The organism is Parasphingomonas zepuensis (genome assembly GCF_036663735.1).
Classification (GTDB): domain Bacteria; phylum Pseudomonadota; class Alphaproteobacteria; order Sphingomonadales; family Sphingomonadaceae; genus Sphingomonas.
This window is the reverse complement of sequence record NZ_JAXOJO010000012.1, coordinates 1-14,106: the sequence shown is the minus strand read 5'-3', so window position 1 is coordinate 14,106 and position 14,106 is coordinate 1. Positions and strand designations below refer to the sequence as shown.

The window sequence follows — 14,106 nt, the reverse complement described above, 5'->3', positions numbered from 1 at the left end:
AACGATGCAGTTCCTGAAAATCCTGTTCTGGTGCCTGCTCGCCTTCGTTGCCGCGGTCTTCACGCTCGGCAACTGGACGACCGTGCCGATCAAATTATGGGGCGGCCTGATCGCCGAGGTGAACCTGCCCCTGCTGCTGCTCGTCACCTTCCTGCTCGGCCTGCTGCCGACGATGATCTATTACAACGCGATCCGCTGGCGGCTGCGCAACCGGCTGGCCACGTCGGAGCGCATCCTGGCCGATCTGCGCGGCGTACTCGGGCCGGCGCCCGTCGTGCCGCTGGAACCTGGCCCCGCCATACCGCCCGCTGGCGTTCCCACCACCGTCCCGCCGGGTGGCGCATGACGAACCCCGTCTTCGTCGCGCTGGACACGCCCGATCTCGAACGCGCCAAGGCGATCGCGGCGCGAGTCCATCATCATGTCGGCGGCATCAAGCTCGGCCTGGAATTCTTCATGGCCAATGGCCGTGCGGGCGTTCGTGAGATGGCCGAACTCGGCCTGCCGATCTTCCTCGACCTGAAATTCCACGACATCCCCAATACGGTCGCCAAGGCGATCATGGCGCTGCGTCCGCTCGAGCCGGCGCTGCTCACCGTCCATGCCGCCGGCGGCCGCTCGATGCTCGAAGATGCCAAGGCAGCCGCTCCGACCGGTACCAAGGTGATCGCAGTTACCACGCTGACGAGCCTCGATGCCCGCGATCTCGCCTCGATCGGCTGCCCGGATGATCCGCACGATCAGGTATTGCGCCTGACCGAACTGGCCATGCAGGCTGGCGTCGACGGTGTGGTTTGCTCCGGTGCCGAGGTTGCAGCGGCGAAGGCGATCTGGCCCAAGGGTTTCTTCGTCGTTCCCGGCGTGCGCCCGGCCAATGGCGCGGCCGGCGACCAGAAGCGCGTGGTGACGCCGCGTCAGGCGCTGGACGCCGGCGCTTCGATCCTCGTGGTAGGCCGACCGATCACCCAGGCCGAGGACCCCGACACCGCCGCGCGCGAGATCGGCGCCACGCTGTAAGGTAAAATCGCCCCATCGCCCGCGATGGACGTTCCGATGATCAGCGCGCTTCTCGCATGACTGTTGGCAACGCCCCGGCCTGACGCCTATGGCGACGCCATGCCCATCACCGCCAAGATCTGTGGCCTTTCCACGCCGGAAACCCTCGACGCCGCGATCCGCGGCAGGGCGAGCCATGTCGGCTTCGTCTTCTTCCCGCCCTCCCCCCGCAATCTGAGCCGCGACCGCGCGGCGCAGCTCGCCGCCCGTGTGCCCGGCCATGTCAGCCGCGTTGGTGTGTTCGTCGATCCGGACGACGACCAACTCGATTCGGCGATCGCCGCCGGTAGCCTTCACGCGCTCCAGATTCACAACGGCACGCCTGCCCGGATCGCGGCGATCAGGGCGCGCACCGGGCTCGATCTCTGGGCCGCCGTGGCGGTCAAGAGCCGCGCCGACCTCGCCGCCGCCGCCACCTTCACCGGCGCGGCCGACCGCATCCTCTACGACGCGAAGACGCCGCCCGGCGCGGCCCTGCCCGGCGGCATGGGCGTGCGTTTCGACTGGAGCCTGCTCCAGGATTTTCGCCATCCCTTGCCCTGGGCCCTGTCGGGTGGTCTCGATCCGCTCAACGTCGCCGAAGCAGTCACGGTTACACGCGCGCTAATGGTCGACGTGTCGTCTGGCGTCGAATCCACGCCCGGGATCAAGGATGCGACGAAGATCGCGGCGTTTCTCGACACCGTCAACCAGCTCTGACGCCCACACGGTCCCTGCGGCGCTAATAGCTGGGCTTGCGGCGCGCCATCGCGACGTCGCTCGACACGAACGGCGGGGATGCTAAAGCGCGCTCACCATGAACACCCTCAATTCCTTCCGCGCCCAGCCCGACGATCGCGGGCATTTCGGCGAATTCGGTGGACGCTATGTCGCCGAGACGCTGATGCCGCTGATCCTCGAGCTGGATGAAGCCTATCGCGCCGCCAAGGCCGATCCCGCCTTCACCGCCGAGTTCGAGGATCTGCTCGAACATTATGTCGGCCGCCCCAGCCCGCTTTATTATGCCGAACGGCTCACCGAGGCGCTCCGCGAATCCGCCCCGGAGGGGAAGGGGGCCCAGGTCTGGTTCAAGCGCGACGAGCTGAATCACACCGGCGCCCACAAGATCAACAACTGCATCGGCCAGATCCTGCTGGCGATGCGCATGGGCAAGACCCGCATCATCGCCGAGACCGGCGCTGGCCAGCACGGCGTCGCCACCGCGACGGTCTGCGCGCGTTTCGGCCTGCCCTGCGTCATCTATATGGGCGCGCGCGATATCGAGCGGCAGCAGCCCAACGTGTTCCGCATGAAGCTGCTCGGCGCCGAAGTCCGCGCGGTCACCTCCGGCGCGATGACGCTGAAGGATGCGATGAACGAGGGCCTGCGAGACTGGGTCGCGAACGTCCACGACACCTTCTACATCATCGGCACCGCCGCCGGCCCGCATCCCTATCCGGAGATGGTCCGCGATTTCCAGAGCGTGATCGGCAAGGAAGCGCGCGCGCAGATGCTGAGCCGCATCGACCGCCTGCCCGACCTGCTCGTCGCCGCGATCGGCGGCGGATCGAACGCGATCGGCCTGTTCCACCCGTTCCTCGACGATCCCGACGTCGCGATGCTGGGCGTCGAGGCGGCTGGTCACGGTCTCGACAAGGAACATGCCGCCAGCCTTGCCGGCGGATCGCCCGGCATCCTCCACGGCAACAAGACCTATCTGTTGCAGGACGAGGACGGTCAGATTACCGAGGCGCATTCGATCTCTGCCGGGCTCGATTATCCCGGCATCGGCCCGGAACATAGCTGGCTGCACTCGATCGGCCGCGTGGACTATACCAGCGCGACCGACACCGAAGCGCTCGACGCGTTCCAGCTGCTGTGCCGCACCGAAGGCATCATCCCCGCGCTGGAACCGAGCCACGCCATCGCCGCCGTCGCCCGCGTCGCGCGCGAGATGGACCGCGACCAGATCGTCCTGTGCAATTTGTGCGGTCGCGGCGACAAGGACATCTTCACGGTGGCCGAGGCACTTGGGGTCGAGATATGAACATCCCCAACCTCGTGACTGGTGCCGTCGTCGGGGCGATCACAGGCCTCATCGTTCGGGAGCTGAACCAATATGGCCTGGCTTTTTCCGATTGGCGCCTCCCCTTGCCCCGCGGCCTTGAATCCGTCGAAATCGGCGCACTGGCCGGAATCTTTTCCCAACTGATCAGCCAACGGCGCTCCGCACGATGACCCGTCTCTCCGATGCCTTCGCCAAGGACCACCCCGCCCTGGTGACTTTCGTCACTGCCGGCGATCCGACGCCCTGGACCACTGCTGCGATCCTCGACGCGCTCGTCGCGGGCGGCGCCGACGTGATCGAGCTGGGCATGCCCTTCACGGATCCGATGGCCGATGGCCCGGCGATCCAGTCGGCCAACCTGCGCAGCCTGGCTGCCGGCACCACGACCGCCGACATCCTGAATATCGCGCGCGAGTTCCGCGTGCGGCATCCCGATACGCCGCTGGTGCTGATGGGCTATGCCAACCCGATGCTGCGCCGCGGGGCCGACTGGTTCGCCAATGCCGCGCGCGACGCGGGCGTGGACGGCGTGATCTGCGTCGATCTGCCGCCAGAGGAAGATGACGGCCTCGGCCCGAACCTGCGCGCGGCCGGGATCGACCTGATCCGCCTCGCCACGCCCACCACCGATGCCGCGCGCCTGCCGGCCGTGCTCGATGGCGCCAGCGGCTTCCTTTATTATGTCTCGGTTGCCGGCATCACCGGCCTGCAACAGGCAGCGCAGGATTCGATCGAGAGCGCAGTCGGCCGGCTGAAGGCCGCCACCGACCTGCCCGTCGCGGTCGGCTTCGGCATCCGCACGCCGGATCAGGCCGCCGCCATCGCCCGCGTCGCTGACGGTGTCGTGGTCGGCTCGGCAATCGTCGAACTCGTCGCCGAGCATGGCGAGGATGCGGGCGAGCCGGTTCGCGCCTATATCCGCTCCCTGTCGACGGCGATCCGCGCCGCCCGGAAGGAAACCGTATGAGTTGGCTCACCAGCGTCCGCAACGCGCTGTCGTTCGTCGTTCCGAAGAAGGATACGCCCGACAATCTCTGGCACAAGTGCAAGGGATGCGGGCAGATGGTGTTCGTGAAGGAACTGGAGGACAATCTCCACGTCTGCCCGAACTGCCAGCATCATGAGCGGATCGGCCCGGTGCTGCGCTTCAAATATGTGTTCGACGCCGGCAGCTACACGATCATCCCGTTGCCCAAGGTGCAGGACGATCCGCTGCGCTTCCGGGACACCAAGCGCTATGCCGACCGCATCAAGGCCGCCCGCGCCGCGACGTCGGAAGGCGATGCGCTGATCACTGCGCGCGGCACGATCGAGGGCCGCAAGGCAGTCGTCGGCGTGCAGGATTTCGCCTTCATGGGCGGATCGATGGGGCTGGCGGTCGGCGAGGCGTTCGTGCGCGGCGTCGAAAACGCGATCGAGGATAATTGCCCGTACATCATCTTCACCGCGGCCGGTGGCGCGCGCATGCAGGAGGGCATTCTCAGCCTGATGCAGATGCCGCGCGCGACCGTGGCGATCCAGATGCTTCACGATGCCGGCCTTCCCTATATCGTGGTGCTGACGGACCCGACCACCGGCGGCGTCACCGCCAGCTATGCGATGCTCGGCGACGTGCAGATCGCCGAGCCCGGCGCGCTGATCGGCTTCGCCGGCCAGCGCGTGATCGAGCAGACCATCCGCGAGAAGCTGCCCGAAGGCTTCCAGCGCGCCGAATATCTGCTGGAGCACGGGATGCTCGACATGGTGAAGCACCGCCGCGACCTACGCGCGACGCTCGCCAGCCTGATCGATTTCCTGTGCGCGAAGAAAGCGGCGTGAGTTCCTTCCCCTTCCGCAAGCGGGAGGGGAGGAAAGTCTAAATGCCCGACTTCGCCACCTCCACTTCGCCCGCGGTCCAGACGCAACTCGATCGCCTCTGGTCGCTGTCCCCCGGCGCCGACATTCTCGGGCTCGAACGCATCACTGCGCTGCTCGAGCGGCTCGGCAATCCGCAGGATGATCTCCCCCCCGTCCTCCATGTCGCCGGCACCAACGGCAAGGGCTCGACCTGCGCCTTTCTGCGCAGCGCTGTCGAGGCGGCGGGGCTCACCGCCCATGTCTATACCAGCCCCCATCTCGTCCGCTTCAACGAGCGCATCCGCCTCGCCGGCGCGCTGATCGAGGACGATGCCCTGGCCGCCCTGCTCGCCGAGGTGCTGGACAGCGCCGACGATATCGGGGCGAGCTTCTTCGAGGTGACCACGGCCGCCGCCCTGCTCGCCTTCTCGCGCATCCCGGCCGACGTCTGCATCATCGAGGTCGGCCTGGGCGGCCGGCTCGATGCCACCAACGTCATCGCCCGCCCGCTCGTCACCGGCATCGCCCAGCTCGGTGTCGACCACCAGTTCTTCCTCGGCGACACCGCCGAGGAGATCGCCGGCGAAAAGGCCGGCATCGCCAAGCCCGGCGTGCCGCTCGTCACCATGCGCTATGTCGATTCTGTCGCCCGGCGCGTCGGTGCGGTTGCCCGCGCGGCCAGCGCACGCGTTTCGGCGGCTGGCGACGGCTGGTTCTTCGCCGTCGAGGCGGACAAGCTCGGCTACAGGGATGCCGCCGGGCGCGTCGAAACACCCCTGCCCGCCTTGGCCGGCCCACACCAGCCCGAGAACCTTGCGCTCGCCATCGCGATGCTGCGCCACCAGTCGCTGCTCGCCATCCCGGCCGAGGCCTATCGCACCGCCGCCGAGACGACTCGCTGGCCCGCCCGCATGCAGCGGCTTGGCCACGGCCCGCTCGTCGATCTCCTGCCGCCCGGCAGCGCATTGTGGCTCGATGGCGGGCATAATCCCGCCGCCGCCGCGTCAGTAGCCGCCACGCTGCGCCAGATCGCCTTTCCCGGGACCGGCCGGAGCGAAGTTCATCTCATTCTCGGCATGCTCTCCAACAAGGACCCCGCCGGCCTGCTGGAGCCCTTCGCCGGGCTCGCCACCACGCTTCACGCCGTGCCGGTGCCCAATCACGAGCATCATGCGCCCGGGGCGCTCGTCAAGATCGCACGCGATCTCGGCCTGGCGGCGAATGTCGCGACGGACGTCCCCGGAGCGCTCGCCGATATCACCCAGGCGTCCGATCCGGCCGAACCGCCCATCGTCCTGATTCTCGGTTCGCTCTATCTGGCCGGCGAAGTGCTCGCCGCGAACGGCGAGCCACCAACCTGACTACTTATTGCTATTGACTTGCAATAACGGAATCGCGACCCTGCTGCTCCAGCCCATGGAGTCGCGTAGCATGACCATTGCCCCCGCCCCGACACAGATCCTGCCGCACGCGATGACCGATTGCCCAAACGGTCGGCTCGCCCTGTTCGCGATACGCCGTATCGGCGCTCACGGCCTCGCGGACGCGCACGCCGCCCACGCCATGCTCAACGGCTTTGGTGAGGGCTTTCGCCGCCCGCTCGTCCTGATGCGCGCGCTGATGGCCGATCTCGCGACGACCGCGAACGGGCATATCTCGATCGCACCCTGCTGCTGTATGCGCATGACGGCGGCGGAGAGCGCCGTGCTGACCGTGCTCGCCCGCGCCGAGACGGCGCCCGACACCGCCCGGCTGCTGCTCGCCGACCTGCTCGGCATCCGCCGCATCGACGGCGTCCTCGCCAGCGCCACCGTGCTCGCCGCCGCCTTTGCCGATGCCGGGCGGCCGATCACCCTCTAGCGCGAAGCGCCGCCAGCTGGTCCATCGCCCAGCGATACATGTCGGCCTCGGCGGCGCGCTGCTGCCGGTCGAGCCGCTTCATCCGCGCCTCGACCTCTTCGAGCACGACGCGCGCCTTCTTCTCCCATCCCTGGTCGAGCAGCAGCGCGGCATAGCGGCACCGTCCCTCCTCGCCTGGCAAGCGGGTGACGAGATCGGCATAGAGCGCCAACGCTTCCTCCTTGCGATCCAGCGCTTCGAGGATTCGCGCCCGCAGCAGCGCCTGACGGTCCTTGTCACCCTGCGCCGTGGCGGGCGGATTGGCGTCGAGCGTGGTCAGGGCGCCGGCTGCATCGCCCGTCTCGAACTGCGCCCGCGCCAGCTTCTCGCCGGTCCGCATGTCGAGCGGCCCGCGCTCGATCGCCTCGCGCAGCAGCGGCAGTGCCTCGCCGTGCCGGCCAAGCTCGGCAAGCGCATCGGCCAGCCTGATGCGGTTCGCCGCGGTATCGGCCAGATCGAGCGCATCGCGTGCCGCGCGCACCTCACGCTCCGGATCGATCGCCGCCACCGCCTTGGCGCGCGCGGTGCGGACATGGCGATTGCCCTGGAGCCGCGGATAGACCTCGATCACCAGATAGGCGATCGTGCTCGGCCCGGGCAGGAACATCAGCGCCATGATCCAAAGCTGGTTGCGCCCGTTGCGGATGACGTCGATCACCAGCATCACCTGGATCGCCAGGATCGCGAGATAGATGATCATGGGGCGGCGGGCTCCGGTACCTCCACGGTGCCGGCATCGCCGATCGAGCGATCGACCAGGCCGGACCGGATCATCCACCAGAACAGGAAAACCCCGGGGAACGCGATCACGGTGGTCAGCAGATAGAATTGGACGTAGCCGAACGTCTCGATCAGCCCGCCGGCCGTGGTGCCCGTCACGAACCGCCCGACGATGCTCGCCGCTGCCGAGATCAGCGCATATTGCGCGGCGGTGAAGCGCAGATCGGTCAACGCCGAGAAATAGGCGACCACCGCGACGCCGCCGAAGCCGCTCGCGAAATTTTCGAACCCGATCGCGCCGGCCATGCCCCAGTTGGAATGACCCGCCGCGGCAAGCGCGGCAAAGCTGAGATTGGAGACCGCCATCAACACCAGCGACAGCAGCACCGACCGCTTCATGCCAATCCTGGCATAGAGCATACCGCCGACGAAGATCCCGATCAGATAGGCCCAGAAGCCGATGCCGACGTCATAGAACGCGATCTCGTCATTGCTGAAGCCGAGATCGTCGAACAGCAGGCGGAAGGTCAGGTTCGCCAGCGTGTCGCCCACCTTGTGGATCAGGATGAAGGCCAGCACGATCAGCGCGCCTTCGCGCGTGAAGAATTGCGCGAACGGACCCCAGATCGACGCGAGCATCGCCCCGATGCCGCGGCGCACGGCGATTTCACGGTGCCGCGCCGGCTCTCCGACGATCAGCCCGGCCAGCATCGCCGGAAGCGCGAGCATGGCACAGGCGAGATACGCCCATTCCCAGCCGCCGCGCGCGGCGATCACCAGCGCAAGCGCGCCGGCACCGGCCGATCCGATCCGCCAGCCATATTGCGACATGCCCGATCCCACGCCGAGCTGCCGCGGCTCGAGGATCTCGATGCGATAGGCATCGATCACGATGTCGAAGGTCGCGCCGGCTGCGCCGACCAGGATCGCCGCGATCGCCGCCGCCATGATGTCGGCCTTCGGATCGATCAGCGCCAAATTGGCTACCGCTGCCATCACCAGCACGCCGGCGAGGAGCAGCCACGACACGCGCTGCCCCAGCCGCCCGATGATCGGCAGCTTCACGCCATCGACCGCCCAGGCCCAGATCCATTTGAGGTTGTAGACCAGGAAGGCCAGGCTGAACGCCGTCACCGTCTTCTTGTCGATGCCGTCCTGGGCGAGGCGCGTCGTCAGGGTCGCGCCGATCATCGCATAGGGAAAGCCCGACGAAATGCCGAGCGCGAGCGCCGCGAGCGGTGCCTTTTCGAAATAGGGCCGGATGCTATTCATCCAGCCGCCGTCCACGCGATCCGTCACCCCGGTCATTTCGTAACTTGCTCCCCGCGTGCTTCAGGCAGAGACTAGCGGCAAAACTCGGGAGAGGAAGCGACATGAACGCTCCGACCAAGATTACCGTGCCCACGCAGGGCCAGCTCGCGCTCGCCGCACAGCTCGCCAGCGGCGGCACGCACACGAACCTCGGCGTCACTTATGTCGATGCCGCCGCCTATACTGCCCCGGAACGCCATGCCGCTGAACAGGCGCGTATCTTTGCGCGCCTGCCGCTGGTCATCGCCCCCTCCGCTCTGCTGCCGCAGCCCAATATGGCTGTGCCGCATGACGGCTTCGGCAAGCCGCTGCTGATCGCGCGCGACAAACAGGGCAAGGCCCAGGTCTTCCTGAACGTCTGCCAGCATCGCGGCACCCGGCTGGTCGAGGGCAGCGAGCCGGTCTGCGCGCCGCGACTGATCTGTCCTTACCACGCCTGGAGCTACACGCTCGACGGCGCGCTGACCGGCCTGCCCCGGCCGGACAGCTTCCCAGGCCTGGACAAGAGCCAGTTCGGCCTGAAGCGCCTGCCGACGCGCGAGGCGGGCGGGCTCATCTGGTTCGCGTTCGACGATCAGGCGGATTTCTCCGAAGCCGAGGCCCTCGGCCAGGATTTCGACGCGTTCGATCTCGCCGGCCAGCATCTCTTCCGCCGCCGCACGCATGACGTGGCGGCGAACTGGAAGCTGATCATGGATGCGTTTCTCGAAAGCTATCACGTCCAGCGGCTCCACGCCCAGACCATCGGCCCCTTCTTCAAGGACGGGGTTTCGACCGGTGACCATATCGGCCCGCACCAGCGCTCGGCGGTCGGGCGCGAGGCGGCGCTCCAGGCCTGCACGGCGGAAGACTGGCCGACGCTCCGCTCGGCCATCACCTACACCTATCAGATGTTCCCGGGCACGGTGCTGATCGTCAGCCCCGATTACATGAACCTGATGGTGCTGATGCCGCAATCCGAGGGCCGCGTGCTGGTGGAGGATTTCATGCTGATCCCGGAAGCGCCCGAGACCGAAAAGGCGCTGGCGCATTGGGAGAAGAGCTGGAACCTGCTCGACGGCGGCGTCTTCGCCAGCGAGGATTTTCGCGCCGCCGCGCTGGGCCAGCAGGGTCTGGCGTCAGGTGCGATCGACCGGGTGACATTGGGGACGCTGGAGACGGGGATCAGGGCCTTCCACGATCAGGTGGAAGCGCGGCTCTGAAAAATAGCGATCAGGCGGCCGTCTCGAACAAACTGAACCCGCCCGGCAGCCGCTTCGGCTTCTTCCCCTCCAGCACGGCCTCGATCGCGTTGATCGCGGCCAGCAGGTCGCGCTGGGCATAGGGCTTGGCGAGACATCCGGCCGCCACGTTGCGCGCGCCTTCGGGGCAGGCGCCGGTCACGAACAGCACCGGGATCCCCGCACCATGCGCTTCATGCGCCACGTCGAGCCCGCTGCCATCGGCCAGGCTGATGTCGACCAGCACCAGATCGACATCCTCCTCGGCGCGAATCACCTGCACCGCCTGCGCGACGCGATCGACCGTGGCGACGATCTCGAACTCGGCCTCGCGCAGGAAATGCTCCGTATCGAACGCGACGAGCGGCTCGTCCTCGACGATCAGCAACCTGCAAATACGCCGCTTCTTCTTGCCAAACAGCATGGCCCGCGATCCGCCTCTGTCACTGGGCCGCGAGAAGCTGATTCCCCCGACCTTGTTACGCACTCGACTCTTAACGCGCGGCTTTAAGGTCGGGCGCAACATTTTTTTCATGTGATGGCGAAGAAAAGCGGTATCAGCCCCCGGGTGTCCATTTTCAGAGAATCCAAAGAGCAGCAGCGTATCGCCAAGCTGCTCGCCCGCGCCGGCGTCGCTTCGCGGCGCGAAGTCGAGCGCATGATCGCCGAAGGACGGGTCGCGCTCAACGGCGTGGTGATCGATACGCCAGCGACGATCCTCACTTCGCTCCACGGCGTGACGGTCGATGGCGATCCGATCCAGGCCGCCGCGCCGGCGCGGCTGTTCCTCTATCACAAGCCCGCCGGCCTGCTCGTCACTGAGCGCGATCCGGGCGGCCGTCCCACCATCTACGACAAGCTGCCCGCCGATCTGCCGCGGCTCGTGCCCGTCGGCCGGCTCGATCTGAATACGGAGGGGCTGCTGCTCCTCACCACGGACGGCGAGCTGAAGCGCCAGCTCGAGCTACCCGCGACCGGGGTCGAGCGCGCCTATCGCGCCCGCGCTTACGGCCCGGTCACTCAGGCACAGCTCGAGGAGCTGATCCACGGCGTCGAGATCGAGGGCGTGCGCTACGGCTCGATCAACGCCAATCTGGAGCGCCGCACCGGCGCCAACGTCTGGATCGAGCTGATCCTGACCGAGGGCAAGAACCGCGAAGTCCGCCGCGTCCTCGAATATCTCGGCATGCGCGTCTCGCGCCTGATCCGCACCCGCTACGGGCCGTTCGTGCTCGGCGACCTGCCGGTGGGCGAAGTCGGCGAGGTGCGCCAGCACGACGTGGTCGCGTTCCGCAAGAACCCCACGAAGAATATCACGCCCGAATACACCCCGCCCGAGCTGAAGCGCGCGCGCGCACCCGCGCCGGTGCCGGTCCCGCTCGGCAATCCCGCGCCCCAGCGCGGCAAGCGTCCGCCGCGCCATGGCGAGCGCCCGGCCGCGGCCCGCGACGCCCGCCCGCAGCCCGATGCGCCGAAACGCGTGGTCCGTCCCGCACGCATCACGCGGGAAGTCGCGGCGACCGCCGATCGCGCCGCCTTCGACGTCCGCCCGGCACGCCGCGCCCCGCGCGACGCCGACAAGGCCTCGACCTGGAGCCCGCGCGACAGCCGCCCGGCCGAGGAACGCGCCGCCCGCCCCGCCCCGGCGGGTGCAAAGCCGAAACGCTTCTACGACGCCAAACCGAAGGCCGGCGGCAAGGCCGCTGCTCCCGGCGAAAGTCGCCCCGCGCGGGTCTTCAACCCCGAGCTCGGCCGCAACGTCCGCGCCAAGCCGCCACGTCCGCCGCGCGACGCCGCGCCGTCGGACGCGAAGCCCGACGGCAAGCCTCGGCCCAAGACAGGCTGGGCCAAGCCCAAGCCCAAACCCCGCACGCGGAAATAATCATGCGCATCATCTCCGGTATCTGGCGCGGCCGCGCTATCGTCGCCCCCAAGGGCGACGCCACGCGCCCCACCGCCGATCGCACCCGCGAGGCTTTGTTCTCGATGCTCACCAGCCGGCTCGGCAGCTTCGAGGGGCTGGCGGTGGCCGATTTCTTTGCGGGCTCGGGCGCGCTCGGTCTCGAAGCGCTGTCGCGCGGCGCCGGATCCTGCATCTTCGTCGAGCAGGACCGCGCGGCGATCGATGCGCTGAAGGCCAATATCGCCAAGCTCGGCGGCGGCGAGAAGGTCGGGGCGGACATCCGCGCGCAATCGGTGCTCGCGCTGCCGCCCGCGATGAAGCCGATGGACGTGATCCTGATGGATCCGCCTTACGGGACCGGCGCCGGCATGGTCGCGCTCGACAAGCTCAATCGGCTCGGCTGGGTCAGCGACGCGACCTGGATCAGCATCGAAACCGCCAAGACCGAGACGGTCGCGGTCGACGGCTTCGAGAGCGATGCCGAGCGCGTCCACGGCAAGATGAAGATCACGCTGCTCCGCCGGGCCGCCTGACGGGCTGCGCCCGCCCGGCTCACGCGGTCACCCCCGCTTGCGCAACAACGCCAGCCCACCGAAGCTGAGCAGCCCCGCCACCATCAGATACACGCCGACCAGCCCGAGCCCGCCCTTGCCCGCGAGCCAGGATGCGACGATCGGCGCCATCGCGCCGCCCAGGATGCCGCCAACGTTGAAGGTCATCGACACGCCGGTATAGCGCACCTCGGCCGGGAACAGTTCGGGCAGCCAGCCGCCGAGCGGACCATAGGCGAAGCCCATCACGAACAGCGAGAAGGCGAGCCACAGGAACACCACGAACAGCGAGGCCGCGCCGAGCATCGGCCCCATCAGCAGGCCCGACACCGCGGCGCCGGCAAAGCCCCAGCGCAGCATCGTCATGGCATTGTGCTTGTCGGCCAGCACGCTGGCGACGATCACGCCGCCCGCCAGGAACAGGATCGCGGCCAGCTCGATCGCGAGGAACGCCTGCCGCCCATGGCCGAGCACGGTGGTGCCGTAGCCGAGCGCAAAGGCCGTCGCGAGGTAGAACACCGCGAAACAGGCCACGACCCCGAAGATGCCGGCGAGCGTCGGGCGGAGATGATCGCGGAACAAAGTGACGATCGGCACGCGCGGCAATTTCTCCTGCGCCGCCGCCTCCAGGAAGGCCGGCGTCTCGGTCAGCTTCAGCCGCACCCACAGCCCCAGCGCAACCAGCACCGCGCTCGCCAGAAAGGGGATGCGCCAGCCCCATTCGCGGAACTGCGTGTCGGTCAGCGTGGCGCCCAGGATAAGGAAGAATCCGTTCGCTGCGATGAACCCCACCGGCGCGCCGAGCGGCGGGAACATGCCGTAGCGGTTGCGCCATCCCGGCGGCGCATTCTCCACCGCGAGCAGCGCCGCGCCGCCCCATTCGCCGCCCAGCCCCAGCCCCTGGCCGAAGCGCAGGGTGCACAGGATCAGCGGCGCGACCCAGCCGATCTGCGCATAGGTCGGCAGGAAGGCGATCGCGACGGTCGATCCGCCCATCAGCATCAGCGAGGCGACAAGCGTGGATTTGCGCCCGATCCGATCCCCGAAATGCCCGAAGATCGCCGCCCCCACCGGCCGCGCGATGAACGCCAGGCCGAAACTGGCATAGGACAGCAGCAACTGCGCGCTCTGGTCCTCCGCCGGGAAGAACAATGGCCCGAACACCAACGCCGCCGCCGTCGCGTATATATAGAAATCGTAGAACTCGACCGAAGTACCGATCAGGCTGGCGAGCAGGACGCGCTTGTGCGCTGTCATGGGAAGGGCGGTCATGCGCGCTGGTTCGCCCGCCCGGTCCTTTCGGTCAAGAAACTATTCTTCCTACTTCTCACACCTCTCCCATCGGGAGAGGGAGGGGCCCGCTCGGCAGAGCCGAGTGGGAGGGTGAGGGTGATAAGGATGGGCGACACTCACCCTCACCCTTTCCGTCGCTTCGCTCCTCCCTTCCCTCTCCCGCCGGGCAGGGGAATCGCATATGGCGGAAAGAGGGTCTGGCCAATTTCGATAGATTGGATTCTGTAGCGTCTCCTGGGTTGCCCGGGAGGATTGGATGCGGGGTTTTCA

At 67.8% G+C, this 14,106-nt stretch carries 16 protein-coding genes; 12 read left to right on the top strand and 4 right to left on the bottom strand.

Annotated features, from left to right (window positions below):
* Positions 1-4: 4 nt before the first annotated feature.
* The 9 genes from U1769_RS24660 (at position 5) to U1769_RS24620 (ending at position 6,799) form a co-directional block, all read left to right on the top strand.
* Positions 5-346 (top strand): hypothetical protein, encoded by a 342-nt coding sequence (locus U1769_RS24660; protein ID WP_332720818.1) that lies wholly within the window; start codon positions 5-7, stop codon positions 344-346.
* Positions 343-1,017, top strand: coding sequence for an orotidine-5'-phosphate decarboxylase (gene pyrF, locus U1769_RS24655; RefSeq protein ID WP_332720817.1), 675 nt, complete (start codon positions 343-345; stop codon positions 1,015-1,017). Before U1769_RS24660 ends, pyrF begins: the two co-directional genes overlap by 4 nt.
* A 99-nt stretch (positions 1,018-1,116) precedes the next feature.
* Positions 1,117-1,755 carry a phosphoribosylanthranilate isomerase gene (locus U1769_RS24650; protein WP_332720816.1) on the top strand — a complete coding sequence of 213 codons (639 nt, stop codon included), beginning with the start codon at positions 1,117-1,119 and terminating at the stop codon, positions 1,753-1,755.
* Positions 1,756-1,852: 97 nt separating this feature from the next.
* On the top strand, positions 1,853-3,082 hold the full coding sequence (gene trpB / locus U1769_RS24645; protein ID WP_332720815.1) for a tryptophan synthase subunit beta: 1,230 nt from the start codon (positions 1,853-1,855) through the stop codon (positions 3,080-3,082).
* On the top strand, positions 3,079-3,273 hold the full coding sequence (locus tag U1769_RS24640) for a hypothetical protein (protein ID WP_332720814.1): 195 nt from the start codon (positions 3,079-3,081) through the stop codon (positions 3,271-3,273). The genes trpB and U1769_RS24640 overlap by 4 nt, the downstream gene beginning before the upstream one ends.
* Positions 3,270-4,070 carry a tryptophan synthase subunit alpha gene (trpA, locus tag U1769_RS24635; RefSeq protein WP_332720813.1) on the top strand — a complete coding sequence of 267 codons (801 nt, stop codon included), beginning with the start codon at positions 3,270-3,272 and terminating at the stop codon, positions 4,068-4,070. The genes U1769_RS24640 and trpA overlap by 4 nt, the downstream gene beginning before the upstream one ends.
* Positions 4,067-4,921, top strand: a complete 855-nt coding sequence (gene accD, locus U1769_RS24630) for an acetyl-CoA carboxylase, carboxyltransferase subunit beta (RefSeq protein WP_332720812.1) — start codon at positions 4,067-4,069, stop codon at positions 4,919-4,921. The genes trpA and accD overlap by 4 nt, the downstream gene beginning before the upstream one ends.
* Positions 4,922-4,962: 41 nt before the next feature.
* The gene (locus U1769_RS24625; RefSeq protein WP_332720811.1) at positions 4,963-6,300 is read left to right on the top strand and encodes a bifunctional folylpolyglutamate synthase/dihydrofolate synthase; all 1,338 of its coding nucleotides are present in this window, start codon (positions 4,963-4,965) and stop codon (positions 6,298-6,300) included.
* Positions 6,301-6,370: 70 nt separating this feature from the next.
* Positions 6,371-6,799, top strand: a complete 429-nt coding sequence (locus tag U1769_RS24620; RefSeq protein ID WP_332720810.1) for a DUF6628 family protein — start codon at positions 6,371-6,373, stop codon at positions 6,797-6,799.
* Here the strand turns inward: U1769_RS24620 and U1769_RS24615 are convergent.
* Entirely contained in the window at positions 6,789-7,538 is a 750-nt protein-coding gene (locus tag U1769_RS24615) for a tetratricopeptide repeat protein (protein WP_332720809.1), read from the bottom strand. The genes U1769_RS24620 and U1769_RS24615 overlap by 11 nt on opposite strands.
* Positions 7,535-8,866 carry an AmpG family muropeptide MFS transporter gene (locus tag U1769_RS24610; RefSeq protein ID WP_332720808.1) on the bottom strand — a complete coding sequence of 444 codons (1,332 nt, stop codon included), beginning with the start codon at positions 8,864-8,866 and terminating at the stop codon, positions 7,535-7,537. Before U1769_RS24610 ends, U1769_RS24615 begins: the two co-directional genes overlap by 4 nt.
* A gap of 65 nt (positions 8,867-8,931) precedes the next feature.
* On the opposite strand from U1769_RS24610, the gene U1769_RS24605 reads away from it, so the two are divergent.
* Positions 8,932-10,071, top strand: coding sequence for an aromatic ring-hydroxylating oxygenase subunit alpha (locus U1769_RS24605; RefSeq protein ID WP_332720807.1), 1,140 nt, complete (start codon positions 8,932-8,934; stop codon positions 10,069-10,071).
* Positions 10,072-10,081: 10 nt separating this feature from the next.
* Here U1769_RS24605 and U1769_RS24600 read toward each other — a convergent pair whose 3' ends face one another.
* A complete protein-coding gene (locus U1769_RS24600) occupies positions 10,082-10,513 on the bottom strand; it encodes a response regulator (protein ID WP_332720806.1) in 432 nt (143 codons plus the stop codon).
* Positions 10,514-10,747: 234 nt separating this feature from the next.
* Here U1769_RS24600 and U1769_RS24595 point away from each other — a divergent pair, with 234 nt between their 5' ends.
* Both U1769_RS24595 and rsmD read left to right on the top strand, forming a co-directional pair.
* Positions 10,748-11,971, top strand: coding sequence for a pseudouridine synthase (locus U1769_RS24595; protein ID WP_332720829.1), 1,224 nt, complete (start codon positions 10,748-10,750; stop codon positions 11,969-11,971).
* Positions 11,972-11,973: 2 nt separating this feature from the next.
* A complete protein-coding gene (gene rsmD, locus U1769_RS24590; protein WP_332720805.1) occupies positions 11,974-12,525 on the top strand; it encodes a 16S rRNA (guanine(966)-N(2))-methyltransferase RsmD in 552 nt (183 codons plus the stop codon).
* Positions 12,526-12,552: 27 nt separating this feature from the next.
* Here the strand turns inward: rsmD and U1769_RS24585 are convergent, their stop codons facing one another.
* Positions 12,553-13,815, bottom strand: coding sequence for an MFS transporter (locus U1769_RS24585; RefSeq protein WP_332720804.1), 1,263 nt, complete (start codon positions 13,813-13,815; stop codon positions 12,553-12,555).
* Positions 13,816-14,106 lie beyond the last annotated feature (291 nt).